Source organism: Sphingobacteriales bacterium, assembly GCA_016706405.1.
Taxonomy (GTDB): Bacteria; Bacteroidota; Bacteroidia; order Chitinophagales; family UBA2359; genus BJ6.
The window spans coordinates 1,420,433-1,435,268 of the sequence record JADJJT010000001.1; the positions used below are offsets into that span (position 1 = coordinate 1,420,433).

The 14,836-nt window shown below is 40.9% G+C and carries 15 protein-coding genes and 1 pseudogene; 10 read left to right on the forward strand and 6 right to left on the reverse strand.

Translation table 11 applies throughout. The features are described from left to right. Nucleotides 1–98: 98 nt before the first annotated feature. The 4 genes from IPI59_05520 to rsmA all read right to left on the reverse strand — a co-directional run bounded on the left by IPI59_05520 (nucleotide 99) and on the right by rsmA (nucleotide 6,277). On the reverse strand, nucleotides 99–2,225 hold the full coding sequence (locus IPI59_05520; protein MBK7527009.1) for a heavy metal translocating P-type ATPase: 2,127 nt from the start codon (nucleotides 2,223–2,225) through the stop codon (nucleotides 99–101). Between the two features lie 102 nt (nucleotides 2,226–2,327). Then, nucleotides 2,328–3,272 carry a CPBP family intramembrane metalloprotease gene (locus IPI59_05525; protein ID MBK7527010.1) on the reverse strand — a complete coding sequence of 315 codons (945 nt, stop codon included), beginning with the start codon at nucleotides 3,270–3,272 and terminating at the stop codon, nucleotides 2,328–2,330. 110 nt (nucleotides 3,273–3,382) lie between these two features. Beyond that, nucleotides 3,383–5,341: a hypothetical protein gene (locus IPI59_05530; protein ID MBK7527011.1), complete on the reverse strand. Its 1,959-nt coding sequence runs from the start codon at nucleotides 5,339–5,341 to the stop codon at nucleotides 3,383–3,385. 135 nt (nucleotides 5,342–5,476) lie between these two features. Beyond that, nucleotides 5,477–6,277 carry a ribosomal RNA small subunit methyltransferase A gene (gene rsmA, locus IPI59_05535; GenBank protein MBK7527012.1) on the reverse strand — a complete coding sequence of 267 codons (801 nt, stop codon included), beginning with the start codon at nucleotides 6,275–6,277 and terminating at the stop codon, nucleotides 5,477–5,479. Between the two features lie 127 nt (nucleotides 6,278–6,404). Between rsmA and IPI59_05540 the strand changes: the two genes are divergently transcribed. The 4 genes from IPI59_05540 to IPI59_05555 all read left to right on the forward strand — a co-directional run bounded on the left by IPI59_05540 (nucleotide 6,405) and on the right by IPI59_05555 (nucleotide 10,149). Continuing rightward, nucleotides 6,405–7,838: a leucyl aminopeptidase gene (locus IPI59_05540; protein ID MBK7527013.1), complete on the forward strand. Its 1,434-nt coding sequence runs from the start codon at nucleotides 6,405–6,407 to the stop codon at nucleotides 7,836–7,838. 515 nt (nucleotides 7,839–8,353) lie between these two features. After that, a complete protein-coding gene (locus tag IPI59_05545; GenBank protein ID MBK7527014.1) occupies nucleotides 8,354–8,938 on the forward strand; it encodes a hypothetical protein in 585 nt (194 codons plus the stop codon). A 202-nt stretch (nucleotides 8,939–9,140) separates the two neighbouring features. Then, nucleotides 9,141–9,527, forward strand: coding sequence for a hypothetical protein (locus tag IPI59_05550; GenBank protein ID MBK7527015.1), 387 nt, complete (start codon nucleotides 9,141–9,143; stop codon nucleotides 9,525–9,527). A gap of 55 nt (nucleotides 9,528–9,582) precedes the next feature. Beyond that, complete coding sequence (locus tag IPI59_05555; GenBank protein ID MBK7527016.1) at nucleotides 9,583–10,149, forward strand: SprT-like domain-containing protein; 567 nt, start codon at nucleotides 9,583–9,585, stop codon at nucleotides 10,147–10,149. Nucleotides 10,150–10,152: 3 nt separating this feature from the next. Here IPI59_05555 and IPI59_05560 read toward each other — a convergent pair. Further along, nucleotides 10,153–10,919: pseudogene (locus tag IPI59_05560) on the reverse strand (IS5 family transposase). A 175-nt stretch (nucleotides 10,920–11,094) separates the two neighbouring features. Next, nucleotides 11,095–11,328 carry a hypothetical protein gene (locus IPI59_05565; GenBank protein ID MBK7527017.1) on the reverse strand — a complete coding sequence of 78 codons (234 nt, stop codon included), beginning with the start codon at nucleotides 11,326–11,328 and terminating at the stop codon, nucleotides 11,095–11,097. Between the two features lie 97 nt (nucleotides 11,329–11,425). Between IPI59_05565 and rfbC the strand changes: the two genes are divergently transcribed. The 6 genes from rfbC to IPI59_05595 all read left to right on the forward strand — a co-directional run bounded on the left by rfbC (nucleotide 11,426) and on the right by IPI59_05595 (nucleotide 14,773). Further along, complete coding sequence (gene rfbC / locus IPI59_05570; protein ID MBK7527018.1) at nucleotides 11,426–11,956, forward strand: dTDP-4-dehydrorhamnose 3,5-epimerase; 531 nt, start codon at nucleotides 11,426–11,428, stop codon at nucleotides 11,954–11,956. A gap of 218 nt (nucleotides 11,957–12,174) precedes the next feature. Then, entirely contained in the window at nucleotides 12,175–12,660 is a 486-nt protein-coding gene (locus tag IPI59_05575; GenBank protein ID MBK7527019.1) for a hypothetical protein, read from the forward strand. A gap of 1,016 nt (nucleotides 12,661–13,676) precedes the next feature. Continuing rightward, a complete protein-coding gene (locus IPI59_05580; protein ID MBK7527020.1) occupies nucleotides 13,677–13,841 on the forward strand; it encodes a transposase family protein in 165 nt (54 codons plus the stop codon). An 8-nt stretch (nucleotides 13,842–13,849) separates the two neighbouring features. Beyond that, nucleotides 13,850–14,068: a transposase family protein gene (locus IPI59_05585; GenBank protein ID MBK7527021.1), complete on the forward strand. Its 219-nt coding sequence runs from the start codon at nucleotides 13,850–13,852 to the stop codon at nucleotides 14,066–14,068. Beyond that, the gene (locus IPI59_05590) at nucleotides 14,065–14,457 is read left to right on the forward strand and encodes an ISAs1 family transposase (protein ID MBK7527022.1); all 393 of its coding nucleotides are present in this window, start codon (nucleotides 14,065–14,067) and stop codon (nucleotides 14,455–14,457) included. The genes IPI59_05585 and IPI59_05590 overlap by 4 nt, the downstream gene beginning before the upstream one ends. After that, the gene (locus IPI59_05595) at nucleotides 14,417–14,773 is read left to right on the forward strand and encodes an ISAs1 family transposase (GenBank protein ID MBK7527023.1); all 357 of its coding nucleotides are present in this window, start codon (nucleotides 14,417–14,419) and stop codon (nucleotides 14,771–14,773) included. Before IPI59_05590 ends, IPI59_05595 begins: the two co-directional genes overlap by 41 nt. Nucleotides 14,774–14,836: the final 63 nt, after the last annotated feature.

Genomic DNA, 14,836 nt, shown 5'->3' on the forward strand with positions numbered 1-14,836 from the left:
TACTGGTGTTTAATCGAAGAACTACTGTTGAGTTTTGCAATCATCCCATCTGACGCAAAACTGTTTGTTACCGGCTGGTGTTCTATCTGCCTGTCTTGTTATTTATTAATTTTTAAAAGGCTTGCGTTTATGGCAACCACAATCGTACTCACACTCATCAAAACTGCCCCCATTGCAGGGCTCAAAATAAAATTCGGATAAAGTATTCCTGCCGCAAGCGGAATGGCAATGACGTTGTAGCCAACCGCCCAAAGCAGATTTTGAACCATTTTTTTATAAGTCCGTTTACCGAAGTCAATCATTTTTACTACATCTCTTGGGTCACTGTTAACCAGAATAATGTCGGCTGTTTCGGCTGCTACATCCGTACCTGAACCTACTGCAATACCCACATCAGCCTGTGCTAATGCAGGTGCATCGTTTACGCCATCGCCTGTCATTGCAACAATTTCACCTTTGGCTTGATATTCCTTTACTTTTTCCTGCTTTTCGTGAGGCAATACATTGGCGATAAAGCCGTCCATTCCCAACTGCTTGGATACGGCTGCCGCAATTTTTTCATTGTCGCCTGTAAGCAGAATGGATTTGATGTTCATCTTTTTTAACTCGTCAATGGCTTGTTGAGAACCCTCACGAATACTGTCAGCCAACGTGATAATGCCGATAACTTCATTGTCAATAAAAACATAGTTGACCGTTTCAATATTTTGATTGATTTCTTTGGGAGTTTCAGGCTCTGTAAGATTGTTTTGTTTGAAATAGTTAGGTCCGGCTGCTACTACTTCCTTTCCATTTACTACTGCTTTTACACCTATACCTGCCATATAGCTGAAATTCTCCGACTTCCAAAGCTCAAGGTTTCTTTCTTTTAGAGTTTTCAGAATGCCTTTTGCAATGTGGTGTTCAGAATATTGCTGAACGGCTGCTGCATATTGGATTATTTCATCGGCAGAATATTTATCCGTTAATGGAATGACCTTTTCAATAGCGTGAGAACCTTTGGTAAGTGTTCCTGTTTTGTCGAAAATAATGGTGGATAATTTTCTTGTGGTTTCAAAAGCAGTACGGTTGCGAATGAGCAGACCATTTGTTGCTGAAAGGGTAGTGGAAATAGCTACCACCAACGGAATAGCCACTCCCAAAGCGTGGGGACAAGCCGTAACCATTACCGTAACCATTCTTTCCAATGCAAACGCAATATCTTCAATACTGCCATACCAATAAATGAAAGTAGCTACCCCTACGGCAATCGCAATAAAAGTGAGCCATTTGGCTACTTTATCAGCAAGGTTTTGCGTGTTTGATTTTGCTGCTTGTGCATCTTGAACCAGATTGATAACCTTATTGAGGTAACTGTCTTTGCCCACTCCGGTTGTCGTAACTCTTAAAGCACCTTCGCCATTGATAGCGCCTGCAATCACTTTTCCATCCGCTTCTTTTTTAACAGGAACACTTTCCCCTGTAAGCATACTTTCGTTTACATAAGAAACGCCATCAATTACCAATCCATCGGCAGGAATTTTTTCACCGGGTTTGATGATAATGGTTTCTCCGTTTTTCAGTGCTTCCAGTTTTATTTTTATGGCTTCTCCATTTCGTTCTACTGTTACATCATTTGGCAATAGAGCAACCAAAGATTGCAAGGCTTTTGAGGCTGCCATTGTAGAACGCATTTCTAACCAATGCCCTAAAAGCATAATCACGATTAGTGTTGCCAGCTCCCAAAAGAAATCCATACCGGGCAGACCGAAAACTACCGCAACCGAATAGATATAGGCAACCGAAATGGCGATTCCTACAAGGGTCATCATCCCGATGGCTTTGGCTTTTATTTCGCCTGCCATTCCTTTCAAAAAAGGCATTCCGCCATAGATGTAAATGATAGTTCCTAATGACAACAATACATATTTGCCTCCCGGAAATGAAATGCTAAAGCCGAGCCATTCCTGTATCATGTGCGACAAAAGCAAAATAGGAACAGTGATAATTAAACTTACCCAAAAGCGTTTGAGAAAATCGTGGGTATGATGCCCTTCGTGCTTGTCATAATTATTTTCTGAATGATGGCTATGTTCTTTATGGTCGTGATGATGGTGGTGTCCGTGATGGTTATGAGCTTCTTTTTTTGCTCCACCCATTGGGACTAAATCCATTCCGCAAAGCGGACATTTTCCCGGTTCGTCCTTAATCACTTGTAAGTGCATCGGACAGGTATATTTCTTCATACTCTTTTTGTTCGTTAATAATTGTTCGAAGTGTCGTTTTACACTTGCCGTACCTAATATTAATGCGCCATTACATTTTTTTTAAGTTAAGTTGCCCATCAGCTAAATATTGCCATCGTTAACCGGAGTTTGCACTTTTGAAGCTTGTTGTTTAAACCACCATCCGGAAAAAACAAACAACGCCAAAGCCGGCAAAACCAACCAAACAGGCATATTGGGCAACAATTCGTCGGCCTGGCTATCGAGCGAAATAATACCCGCCCAAACCAAAAACACCTGAAGGCCATTGTTAACAAAATGAAACAAAACAGGGTACCATAAATTATTGGTGTAATAATACATATAACCCAAAACCAAACCTAATATAAAACGCGGTAAAAAACCGTAAAACTGAAAATGCAATAAACTAAATAAAAAAGCACCCATAAATATGGCCAAATGTGGTTTGTTTAGGCATTTAACAAGTAAAGTTTGAAGCCCGCCCCTAAAAAGCAACTCTTCGCCAAAGGCCGGAATAGCGGCAACTATGAGCAAATTTACAAACAAGTGTGCTACGGAATTGCCTTGCAAAAAGGCTTTGGTAACAATTTCGCCTTCTTTTTCTAAGGCTTGCATCCATTGCTCAATATGTTGCAATGCCGGCGGGAATACTATATTTTGGTTAATGCCGTTAAGCCATTGAATAATGGGTACAGAAACAATAAACAAAGCCAAACTTGCCAGTAGCAAGCCCCATTTAGGCACTTGTTGGATGCCGTAAAAGCGCCAAAAATTCCCTGTTTTTAGCCAGCTTAATACCATGCCGGTAGCTACAAAAATTAATAAGCTGCTTATGGCCTGCCCCCATTTAAGCCCCTGTAAAATGGTAGGGTCTTGTACCATTTGGGCCATGCTTAACGATTGTAAATCGCTAAGGCCAAACAACATTAAAATAAATAAACTAACCATTTGCGCCAGCAAAAAAAAGCCAGCGGCAATAAAAGCAAAATAGCCTAATTGGCTGCAAGGGCTTTTTTTATTGAGATTAATAAATTGGTGTAGTTTCATAGTTGTTTATTTGTCTTGTTCAAAAAAAAATAGTTTTAAGGCACAAAAGTACAATTTTGATGTATCAACGGGCCTAAAACTGCAGTTGCGGGCGCAATATTAGTTGTTTTTTAGTACCGCAATGCACTTATGGCAATTTTACTGCTATTGCCTTTATATTTGTTAAAATCAGCTACGGTTATACTCCCGTCCATGTTGGCATCGCATTGGTGGTAAACATTTATAAGGCTACTGCCTGCCTGGTAATCATTAAAGTCGGCAATAGTTATTTTGCCGTCGCCGTTAAAATCGCCCGACATAAAACAAAATTTAGTGCCTACTTTTTTTAGCTGGCCTATTCCATTGGCTTGGGTAGCAGCAGTTGTAAAATCGAAGGGGGGGTTATTAGGAAGCAAAATTGGCGTTTTGCTCATTGCTGCTAAATGGGCGCGTGGTTTTAGGGCTAAATAATAATTGCTGCCTGCATCGCGCACGTTAAACAGCACCCCATTATTGCCATTGGCATCGTGCAGGCTGCCATCTTTATACAATAGTGCTGCCTTTTGTGTTATTAAAATGCCTCCGGTTTCGGTGTCAGAGCTACGGCGCAATTCGGCAAGCACCCAATCGGTGGCATCGGGCAGGGCAGTAGTACGGCTTTCGTTGCCGTCATAATTCCAGGGGGTAGTATTAAACGGCTGCAACGAGGGCAATAAGTTTTTACTACTCAGCAAGGTCGTCATTTGGGTTCCGGTAAAGGGGCCTTCGGCAAAAAGTTTAGCTTGCGCTAATGCTCCGCAGGAATGGTTGTCGCTGTTGTCGTCTAAATTAATATCCTCGTCTCCGGTTTGGTAGGTTAAAAAGGTAAAAAATACCAACATCATTTCGTCTGTTGTGGCTTCGCCGGCGCTCACATCTTTTGGTGGACTGCTGGGGTTATGCGGATTATTTTCGGTATTATCGTAAACTGCTTCGGCATAAAGTATTGTTCCGGATGGAACTATCATGGGTTTTTTAAACGAATAGCCGCCTTGCCAATGAAAATCCCAGTGCGGAATATCAATAAATTTTAAGGTATCGTTGGTAGGTGTAACCGCATACGATTTTATACTGGTGCCTATTAAATGCATGTGAGGCGCAACATTTAAAATAGTAGCTTTTACGGGCACCATTTGCTCTTCGTAAAAGGTTTTAACTGTGTTTTTAGCAATAAACAGCGGCCCGTTTGTCATATTAGTAAAATGATTCAGGGCGGGCAAATTCATAGCATTGCGCATGCCTGCGGGATTGGTTAGTTTAAAATTTATAACTGTTTGATCGGTTTCGCCCTGGCTGCCATCGGGGTAGTGTAATTGCAAAACAATATGGCTATTTGCCGGCAAAGACATGCCAATTCCGGATGGAAAAAAGTACGGCGATGCACCCGGTGCCCAGCCAAATATAAAAGTAGCGTTATTACTACCCACCCCGCCAAAATTTTCGTATCCGGGGCCTGGGTCCGCGGCATCCAAGGCCGCACAATCCCCAGATGTATCGTAAAAAACCAATACATGATGTACAATAGAGGAGTTTCCGGGCAAAACTTCAATGGCTGTAATGTATTTGTCTTGCAACAAATTAGTCGGAATGTCGAAACAACGGTATATATCGCCTCCGGAGCCTGTTACGGTATAAGATGGCATCGAAACAGTTAAGTCGGGTGTACCTAACTGGCTAGTATTTGTGTAGGTTGGCGGCGTGGGTGCTTGTGCAGGGTCGCCTTCGGGGGTATCGTTATTTACCCAATCTCTTATCAGGGCAATTTCGTCATCGCAAAGTAAACGTTCATTGGCGTAGTGTTGGTAGTTGGGGTTAGGTGGCCAGGGCGGCATGTGTTTGTGCTCAATGGCGTCTAATATTTCGGCGCTAAAAGCGGCAGCATCTTCGTAGGCCACTAACGAAAAACCGGCAATACCCCCCTCATGATGGCATTTAGTACAGTTGGTATAAATAATATTGGCAATATCGCTGCTCCACGTTGGCGATTGAGCACGAATTACCGTTGTTTTACAAAGGCAAAATATAATGATTAGTAGTAGATTTTTTTGCATAGACAAAGATGTAGCAGTTAAACAAACCGAAAAAGAGAAAAGAAGAAAAGAAAAATGAAATGAGGATTTGATGCCTAAAATTATTATTTTTTTCTGTGTTGGCGTTATTGTTTTTTTCCGGATGATTTTAGAAACTTATTTTTTTGTTTCTTTAACCACCGCAATCCGGGCTAATTCGCTAAAATCGGCAAGGCTTAGTTGCTCGGCGCGTTTTTGTAATATGGTGGGTGGCAGTACCGAATCATCAAAATTAAATTGATAGGCTTTTAAACAATTTGCCAACTGCTTGCGGCGGGTGGCAAAAGCTTGTTTTACTAATGCCCTAAAAATGGGTTCGGGGGTGCCGTTAAGGGCATCGGTAGCCCTGCGAGTAAGCCTAATTACCGCGCTTTGAACCTGCGGGGGCGGGTCGAAATTGCCGCGCTCGACAGTAAACAAGTACGAAACCTCAAAAAATGCCTGTAACAATACACTTAATTGCCCATAAACCTTACTGCCCGGCTGCGCACAAACCCGCTGCGCCACCTCGCGCTGAAACATGCCTACCAACTGCCCAATTTGTTGCCTGTGTGTATAGGCCATAATTAGCAACTGAGACGAAATATTGTACGGAAAATTGCCTACCAAACTAAATCCATCCGGAAAACGTTGCGGCAAACGCATTTGTAAAACATCGCCTAACAATATTTTTTCAGAGGGTAAAACTGTTTCCGGAAATTTAGCCCGCAACACTTGGGGCAAGCGGTCGTCTAACTCGCAAACCCATAAATCAATATCCGGAATTTGAAGTAAAAATTGCGTCAACATACCCTCGCCAGGGCCTACCTCAACAACCGTTGTGCAGTTTTGGTAAGGCACCTCCACATTATTAGCTACCCGTTGCGCTATGGCGTTGCTGCGCAAAAAATGTTGCCCCAGCGATTTAATTTTTTTCATATTAACAAATAATTGTCTATCGTGGGTTAATTAACAATTTTTATAGCCTACATCCGGCTTAAAATTAGTAACTTTGCGCCCCAAAATAAAATTTTTTATTCAATTAAATTCTAATTTAGTTATCCCAATGCGTATCGAATCCGTTGCAAAAATATCGAAAAATACGCCCATTGTGTATGTGGGTTTACCAAATTCTAATTGGGCTAAAGTTTTTAATGATGCCCAGGTGGCGCAAATTGCCCAATTAAATGCCGCCAACTGCCACCAGGTAGTATTTAACGACGGCAGTACAGTGGCCATCGCTGCCTGTGTAAAAACCGATGCTAATCCCGATATTCAAACCGAAAACTACCGTTTAGCCGGTGCCGAAATAACAAAAGAACTAAACCGATTAAAAATAAACAAAGCAGGCATACATAACGTTGATGGCAACGAAACAGCAAGTTTAGCCGTAGCCGAAGGTGCTTTTTTGGCCGGATACCAGTTTACCCGCTATATTTCTGATAAAAAACGCTTCAACACGCTGCAAACCATTGAAGTGCCAACCAATATGGCCAGCGCTGCCGCCATTACCGAACTTAGCCACGTGCTTACTGCCGTTTGTAATGCCCGCGACTTAGTAAACGAGCCTGTAATTACCTTAACTGCCCCAAAACTTGCCGACGAAATTGCCCGCTTAGGCAAAGCCGCCGGTGTAAAAGTTACTATTTTTGACAAAGCGCGTATTACAAAAGAAAAAATGGGCGGCATATTGGCCGTAAACGCCGGCAGTATAGACGAGCCGCGCTTTACTATTATGGAATACAAGCCTAAAAATGCCAAAAATAAACAACCTATTGTGCTTGTGGGCAAAGGCGTAGTGTACGACACCGGCGGTCTTAGTTTAAAACCATCAGACGGGATGGAGTGGATGAAATGTGATATGGGCGGCGCTGCGGCTGTGGCTTGTGCCATTTGTGCTGCGGCACACAACCAGTTGCCTTTACATATTGTTGGCCTTATACCCTCGACCGATAACAGACCCGGCGGCAATGCCTATACTCCCGGCGATGTAATTACCCACTACGGCGGCACTACCTGCGAAGTGCTAAATACCGATGCCGAAGGTCGCCTTATTTTGGCCGATGCCCTTGCTTACGCCAAACAATATAAACCCGAACTTGTAATTGATATTGCTACCCTTACCGGCGCGGCTGTTATTGCTGTTGGCCACCAAGGTATGCTGCTAATGGGCAACGATGCCGCCACAAACTACAAACAACAAATTACAGCCTGTAGCTACGAGGTATATGAACGCTTGGCCGAACTACCGTTGTGGGGCGAATTTAAAGAACAACTAAAAAGCGATATTGCCGACCTTAAAAATATTGGTGGCCGCCCTGCTGGCTCAATTACCGCCGCTAAATTTTTAGAGCATTTTACCGACTATCCATGGATGCACGTTGATATGGCCCCAACCGGATGGGCCGAAAAAGCACACGGATATTTTACAGCGCACGGTACGGGCATGGGCGTTAGGTTGTTTTACCAATTTCTAAAACAACGGGCTAATAACTCCTAATTTTATTCTTTTTAAGATGAAGCAAAAGATAAGATAGCATACAAACTAAACGCTATTCTTCCGGAGGAAAAAAAACAATCAACCAACCAATTATCGGAGGTTTTACACGTTTATTTACGTGCCGATACTTGGTTGGTTTTGTTTATATAAGATTTAATTTTAGAAACGCGGTTATAAAAAACTCCGGATTTTATTACCTTTGTTATAGGTTTTCTTTGAAGTTGTTTAAAAATTAGTTTATTGAAACAGTTTAGAACTATGTGCCATTGAAGCAATTGCAAAACTAAGTCCTCTATAAATCTGTTTTACATTTTTGTAGCCTGTTTTTACCTCAATATTTTCTTAGTATCAAGTGTTTAAACTGTCACATCTTATTTATGCTTAAACAAATTCTATGTGTCCTATGTGGTTAATTATATGGGTTAATTCTTAAACAACTTCTTTAAAAAACTTTTAATCAAACTCAATTATTCAAACCTTAGTAAATTAAACTAAACAAACTAAAAACATAAGCAATGAAAAAGGTATTTTTGGTTTTCGCCTTATTTTGTTTTGCCACCTTAGTTTTTACCACCTCTTGTTTGGCGCAAGCAAAGGGCAAAACGCGCCCCAAAGCTACGACCTCGGTTGGTAAAACGGCGGCAAAGTCGAATCAAAAGAACAGTTATGGCTATGGTGGTAATTATAACCGCCACAACATAGCCTTATTTGGCGGGGCCACCACCGGTCTTTACGATGGCGCGAGCACCTTGCCCACATTAGGATTTGAATACGAGTACCGTGTTAATAATTTATTAGGGGTGGGGCTGTTTACCCAGGCACTTTTAGGCGATGGTTATACCAATTTTGTACTTGGCGTGCCGGTTGTAGTACACCCAATTGCTGGTTTTAAAGGATTTGCTGCCCCCTTACTTGAGTTTGCAAAAGGCTACGACTTTACAACCTTGAAAGAAAAATGGCAGAGCGAGTTTGGTTTTAGAATAGGTGCCGGCTACAATTTTAATTTTGACCGTTTTGTTGTTGCGCCAAGCCTTAGTTTTGACCGGGTAGCCAAGCACAACTCGTTAGTTTATGGCGTATCATTTGGTCTTGGATTTTAGTAACGATAAAAAGCGATGATTAACCGGCCATTTACTTAACTGTCAATTTATTTTAAGAAAGTTGTTAGGAGGTTGCTATCGCCAAAGTACTGAGCCAGCAAGCACTATGTTACACAGCAAAACAAATTAATTTAATCCGGAAAGACCAAATTTAGACTAAATAAAATATTTTTAACGAACAATATTAAACATTATCCAAACTGTGCAAAATTATCGCTCGTTGTTTATCTTAATTGCCGTTTTAGGGGTTAGTATTTTAGTGGCTTCGGTATTAGGCATTTTAAAAGCCGATTATGTTAATTTTACTTGGTTGTCGTATTTATTTTTGTCGTTAATTAGTTTGTTCGTGGTGTCGTTGGGGGGTATGGCGCGCAAGGCAAGCCCTAATAAAAGCGTTAGTATAATAATGGGTGCTATGGGACTAAAATTTTTGTTTAGTTTGTTTGTGATTGTGCTTTATGTGTGGGTTTCCAAGCCCCAGAGTGCGGCTTTTGTGCTTCCTTTTTTTGTTTTGTATGCCATATTTGCCGTTTTTGAAACAAAAGCGCTAATTAAAAATACAGATACCCGCCAAGAAACAGATGATTGAGGGCAAATATATAAACCATTAATTAATTAGTTAATGACAACATTTTGGCTTATTTATGTCTCCTGAAAATTTAGCCTCAAAATTAGCCGCCTACATGCCCCAGGCTGCAAGCCCAATTATTGCAAACTGGTTAATTAAATACAATATTAAACTTATAATTACTAATGCCCGCATAAGTAAACTTGGCGATTTTAGAGTAGAAACCAGATTTCAGCACACGTATTTATCAATTAGCGTAAATGGCAACCTCAACCAATATTCATTTTTACAAACCTTGTTGCATGAGTTTGCCCACTTTTTTACCTGGCAAAAATACAGCCATAACGTAAAACCGCACGGCCCCGAGTGGAAACAAATTTATATTGATACGATTACCCCTTTTTTAACCAACGATTTTTTTCCGGATGACCTTATTGCCGCCATCCGCTCAAACAATATAAACCCAAAGGCAAGTAGCTGCTCAAACCCACAGCTAATACAGGCACTAAGGCGTTATGACGCGCATAACACACCTGAATTATCATCAACCGAAAACGGTGTTAATTATACTACACTCGATTTACTTCCGGAAGGAGCTAAATTTATACTCAAACAATCGGGGTTAAATTTAGAGCCTGTCTAAATTTTATTTTCTAATTCTATTAAGCATCAATTTTATCATGGCAAGTTGGATCATTGTCTGGCTCGTTTCGGTTTGGAACTCAAAGTCTTTACTCAATCTTCGATAGCTTTCGAGCCATGCAAAAGTTCTTTCAACAATCCATCTTTTTGGCAATACTTCGAATTTCGAGGCTGTATTCGATCTACTTACAACCTCAACCACCCACCCAAACGTTTTGCGGGTATTTTCAATTAACTCGCCTCTATACCCGCCATCAGCTACTATCTTTACCAATCTGCAAAACCTGCCTCTGAGGTCAGCTATAACCATTGGGGCTGATTTACTGTCATGCTCATTTGCCGCATGAACCACAACCGCTAAAAGTAGTCCCATTGTATCTACAATAATATGCCGCTTTCTGCCTTTAACTTTTTACCCCCGTCAATCCCTCTGCACAAGCCTCCGACGCTTGTTGTCTTTACGCTCTGGCTATCAATTATACCAACACTTGGCGATGAAGCCCTGCCTGCTTGCTTTCGAGTCTTATCCCTGAGTATTTCATGGATGAGTTCTATCGTCCCATCCTTCTTCCACTTGGTAAAATAGTAGTAAACAAGCTTCCATGACGGAAAATGGAACGGCAGCATGCGCCATTGACAGCCAGTTTTAAGCAAATAGAACAGCGCATTAAAAATTTCTCTTAAACTGTGTTTTCGTTTCCGTTTGTCGTCTAAAATGCCTAATATTGCACTCCATTGACTATCGGTGAGACTGCTTGGGTAGGTTTTCATTTTACTTTATGTGTTTGATTTTCATAAAGCTATGAATTATTATTTAAACGTCAAACTGATAGTCTTTTATTCACATCTCTTTTAATAACTTTTTTCCTATCAATTTTTAGGACTGGCATGCCAATTTTTAATTTTTAGACAGTCTCTTAATAAAAGGCCAACTGCGCCGCACGCGCTACCTTTGTTTTGAAATCAATTCTAAACGCCGCTTTATCGTATCGGGTATCGCCGAAGTAATTCCCCTGCCTGCAACACAAACCGAGGCAAATGCCGAACTTAAACCCACCAACCCAACCCAACCTTCTACTACATCCGGATTAGTACAGGCAGCTACTTTACCGGTAAACAGTTTGTTTGTTTTGCCCTCGAAACCCAACGATGTATTTTTAAAATTATCGAACAGACGCACCCGTATTTTGTGCAGACTTGTTGTAAATAACCATCAATACACCTTGCCCGGCACAGCTTTGGTGAAGCAAATTTTTTAGTAAATTGTACAAAAAAATATGATTATTACCCCCACACCTATTGCCGATTTGTTAGTACTTGCGCCACAGGTGTTTGAAGACGAAAGAGGTTTTTTTTACGAAACTTTTAATGCTAATTTTTTTAAGAAAAACGGGTTAAATTACCATTTTGTACAAGACAATCAGGCGTGGTCGAATTATGGTGTGTTGCGCGGATTGCATTTTCAAGAAGGGGCATTTGCACAGGCAAAATTAGTGCGGGTTGTTGCCGGATGCGTTTTTGATGTGGCCGTTGATTTGCGGCCAAACTCGCCCACCTACCATCAATGGTTTGGTATTGAACTAAGCGCAAAAAACCGCAAACAACTACTAATACCGCGTGGGTTTGCTCATGGATATGTTGCACTTACAGCCGCTGCCGAGTTTTACTATAAATGCGACAATTTTTATCATAAAGCCAGCGAGGCCGGCATCCGTTACAACTGCCCTAAATTAAATATAAACTGGCCTGTTGAAGAACAAGGTCTTATAATTTCGGAAAAAGATTTGGCGCTGCCATTTTTAACTTGAACAGACCGATTTTAGTACAAGCACAAAGCTCCGGAATTATTTTAAAAAAGTATATTTGCTGGTTAATCTCAATAAACAAGTAATCGCAATTTAGTTATTTTTTACAAGCAGGGAACTTAACGCCCATTTTTACCGTTATTTCTCATTGTAATTATATTAGTACTAATATGATGTAAATCGGCATTCTAATTCTTAATTTTAAAACACAACCAAAACCTATGAACAAAAAACAAAACAAATGGCGTACCCTTGGTGGTGAAAAAATTGACGAAATTAAACAACACGTTCTCCACACTATAATTGCCGAACAAAAAGCGGGCAACAGACTTAAAGTTTGTATTGGAACTGACTCGCAAGTACACGGCGACCATACCGATTTTGCTACCGTTATTGTTTTTTTGCGCGAAAAAAAGGGCGGCTTTATGTTTATACGCAACAATGTTTCGTACATTAAAATGAGCATTAAAGAGCGCATGATAACCGAAGTGGCACAATCAATTGAGGTAGCCTACGACCTTTGCGATTTGCTTGACGAATATAAGGTTGAATTAGAAGTACACGCCGACATTAATACCGACCCTCATTTTAAATCGAATACCGCCCTGCAAGATGCAATGGGTTATATTTTGAGCATGGGCTTTGTGTTTAAAGCCAAACCAGATGCATTTGCCTCGTCAAGCTGTGCGAATAAAGTAGTACAATAACCGAGAATTTAGAAAACATATAAAAACTAAATCCTTTTTCCGGATGCTTGCAGTAATGTTTAAGTATCCGGATTTTTTTTTATTGTGAGGGTCAAGGGGCGGGTTTACCCTTCTTTTAGAAAGTTAGGGGGAGTTCTCTCATAAATCCTGCTAATCCATAAATCCCGTAAATTCAGATTCTGACAATATCCGGAATAAAAGAAAAAATCATTCCTAGTTCAAGACGAATGTGCGGCTTATCCCATCCGGAGTATTAACCCACCCCTGCACCCCTCCGAGGAGATAACCCACCCCTGCCCCTCCGAGGAGGGGAAATTGCGAAATCATACTAATCCTTTAATCATGAAAATCAAGGTTCAAGACAATATCCGGATATAAAGGAATAATGCTACCACCTTCGGGGTAGTTTTTATTTGGTTTGTTTGTATTTTATAAGCATTTCACCCCTTTGGGGTTTAGCAGTCGTTTTAAAAACCAAGCCAATTCTTAAATCTCGCTAATCCTTTAATCTTGTAAACGATGAATTGAGCCTGTCGAAATTTCAAGGTTCAGACAATTTCATGATTCAGACATTTTTTTTTGCCCAAAGGCATACAAGATAAATAAAGTGTCGTACATTTACCACACCTAACTAATACTACCTACTAATTTAATTTTTTGCGCCTCATTTAACCGCCGTTTGCTATGATTTTTAACACATTCCCCCGCACCGGCACCCTCCGCGCTTTAAGCAAGTGCTGGGGTAAATACAAAGCGTAGCTTACCTTACCGCCTTGTATTTACCCCTATCCCCCTCATCCGGAAGATTAACCCACCCCTGCCCCTCCGAGGAGGGGAAAGTGTAAGATTCTGCTAATCCTTTAATCCTGTAAACGATGAATTGAGCCTGCCGAAATTTTCATGTTTCAGACAATTTCCGGAATAAAAAGGAAAATCATAGTAAACATTAAATCAGAAAAATCCAGGTTAAACGCATTAAAAATAAAAGAAAGCCAGATAGGAATTATTTTTGCGGCATGGAAACAATTAAATTTTTCGCCGAAGTAAAGGATTTTCGTATAAACCGCAAGAAGTTGTATAGCCTGCCTGAGATATTGCTTATTAGTTTATGTGCAGTGGTAAGTGGTGCGGAGGATTTTGAGGAAATAGCCGAGTATGGTCGTCAAAAATTGTCTTTTTAAAGACATTTATGGAATTACCCAACGGCATTCCCTCTCACGACACTTTCAACCGAGTATTTCAGCACTTAGACAAAGATGCGTTTTCGTCAAGTTTATATCGTTGGTCGAAGGAACTTTTAGGTTTTTTAGCCGACAAACAGGTCTGTATTGATGGCAAGGTTTTATGCGGAACCGACCGTTCAGGGTCAAAAAAGCGGTATATGCATTGTAACTGCTTGGGCGTGTGAGCAGCGTTTGGTGTTGGGGCAGCAAAGGTGGCAGCAAAGAGCAACGAAAAGACGGCAATCCCCGAACTTTTGGATGCTCTCGAACGGCAGGCAGCATAGTTAGTATAGATGCCATTGCTTGTCAGCCCCATATAGCCGAGCAAATCCGTAATAAAAAGGCAGATTATGTACTGGCACTGAAAAAGAACCAAGGTGTTTTGTTTGAAGAAACCGTCAGCCGATTTTCATCATTAGCTGCTCAACTGCCAAGTTTCGAAAAAGTGGAGTACAACGGCGGACGCATCGAAAAACGCACCTGTACGGTGCTAAATCAATTGTTTTTGTCGATTCGGCTGCAAAATTCAAGGATTGCCAATCAATTATTCGTATTATTGCCGAGCGAACTTTGAAAAACCAACCCGAAAAACTACTCAGGAAGTTCGCTATTACCTCACCAGTCTCGATATAAGTCCACAAAACGCTTTGACAATTTGCCGAAACCACTGGGGTATTGAAAACAACCTACACTGGATGCTCGATGTTGTCTTTAATGAAGACCATAATCGTAGCAGAACCAAATATGCTGCTGAAAACTTTGCTACTCTCAGAAAAATAGCCCTACAAATCTTAACCCAAAATGACGACAAAAACAGTATTAAAAAACGAAGACACATCGCCGCTTGGAACGATATGTATCTCCTCAAATTAATCCAACCACTATTTTAATGCGTTTAACCTGAGAAAAATCATAGTTCAGACAATATCCAGAATAAAAACCACAAATCAAAC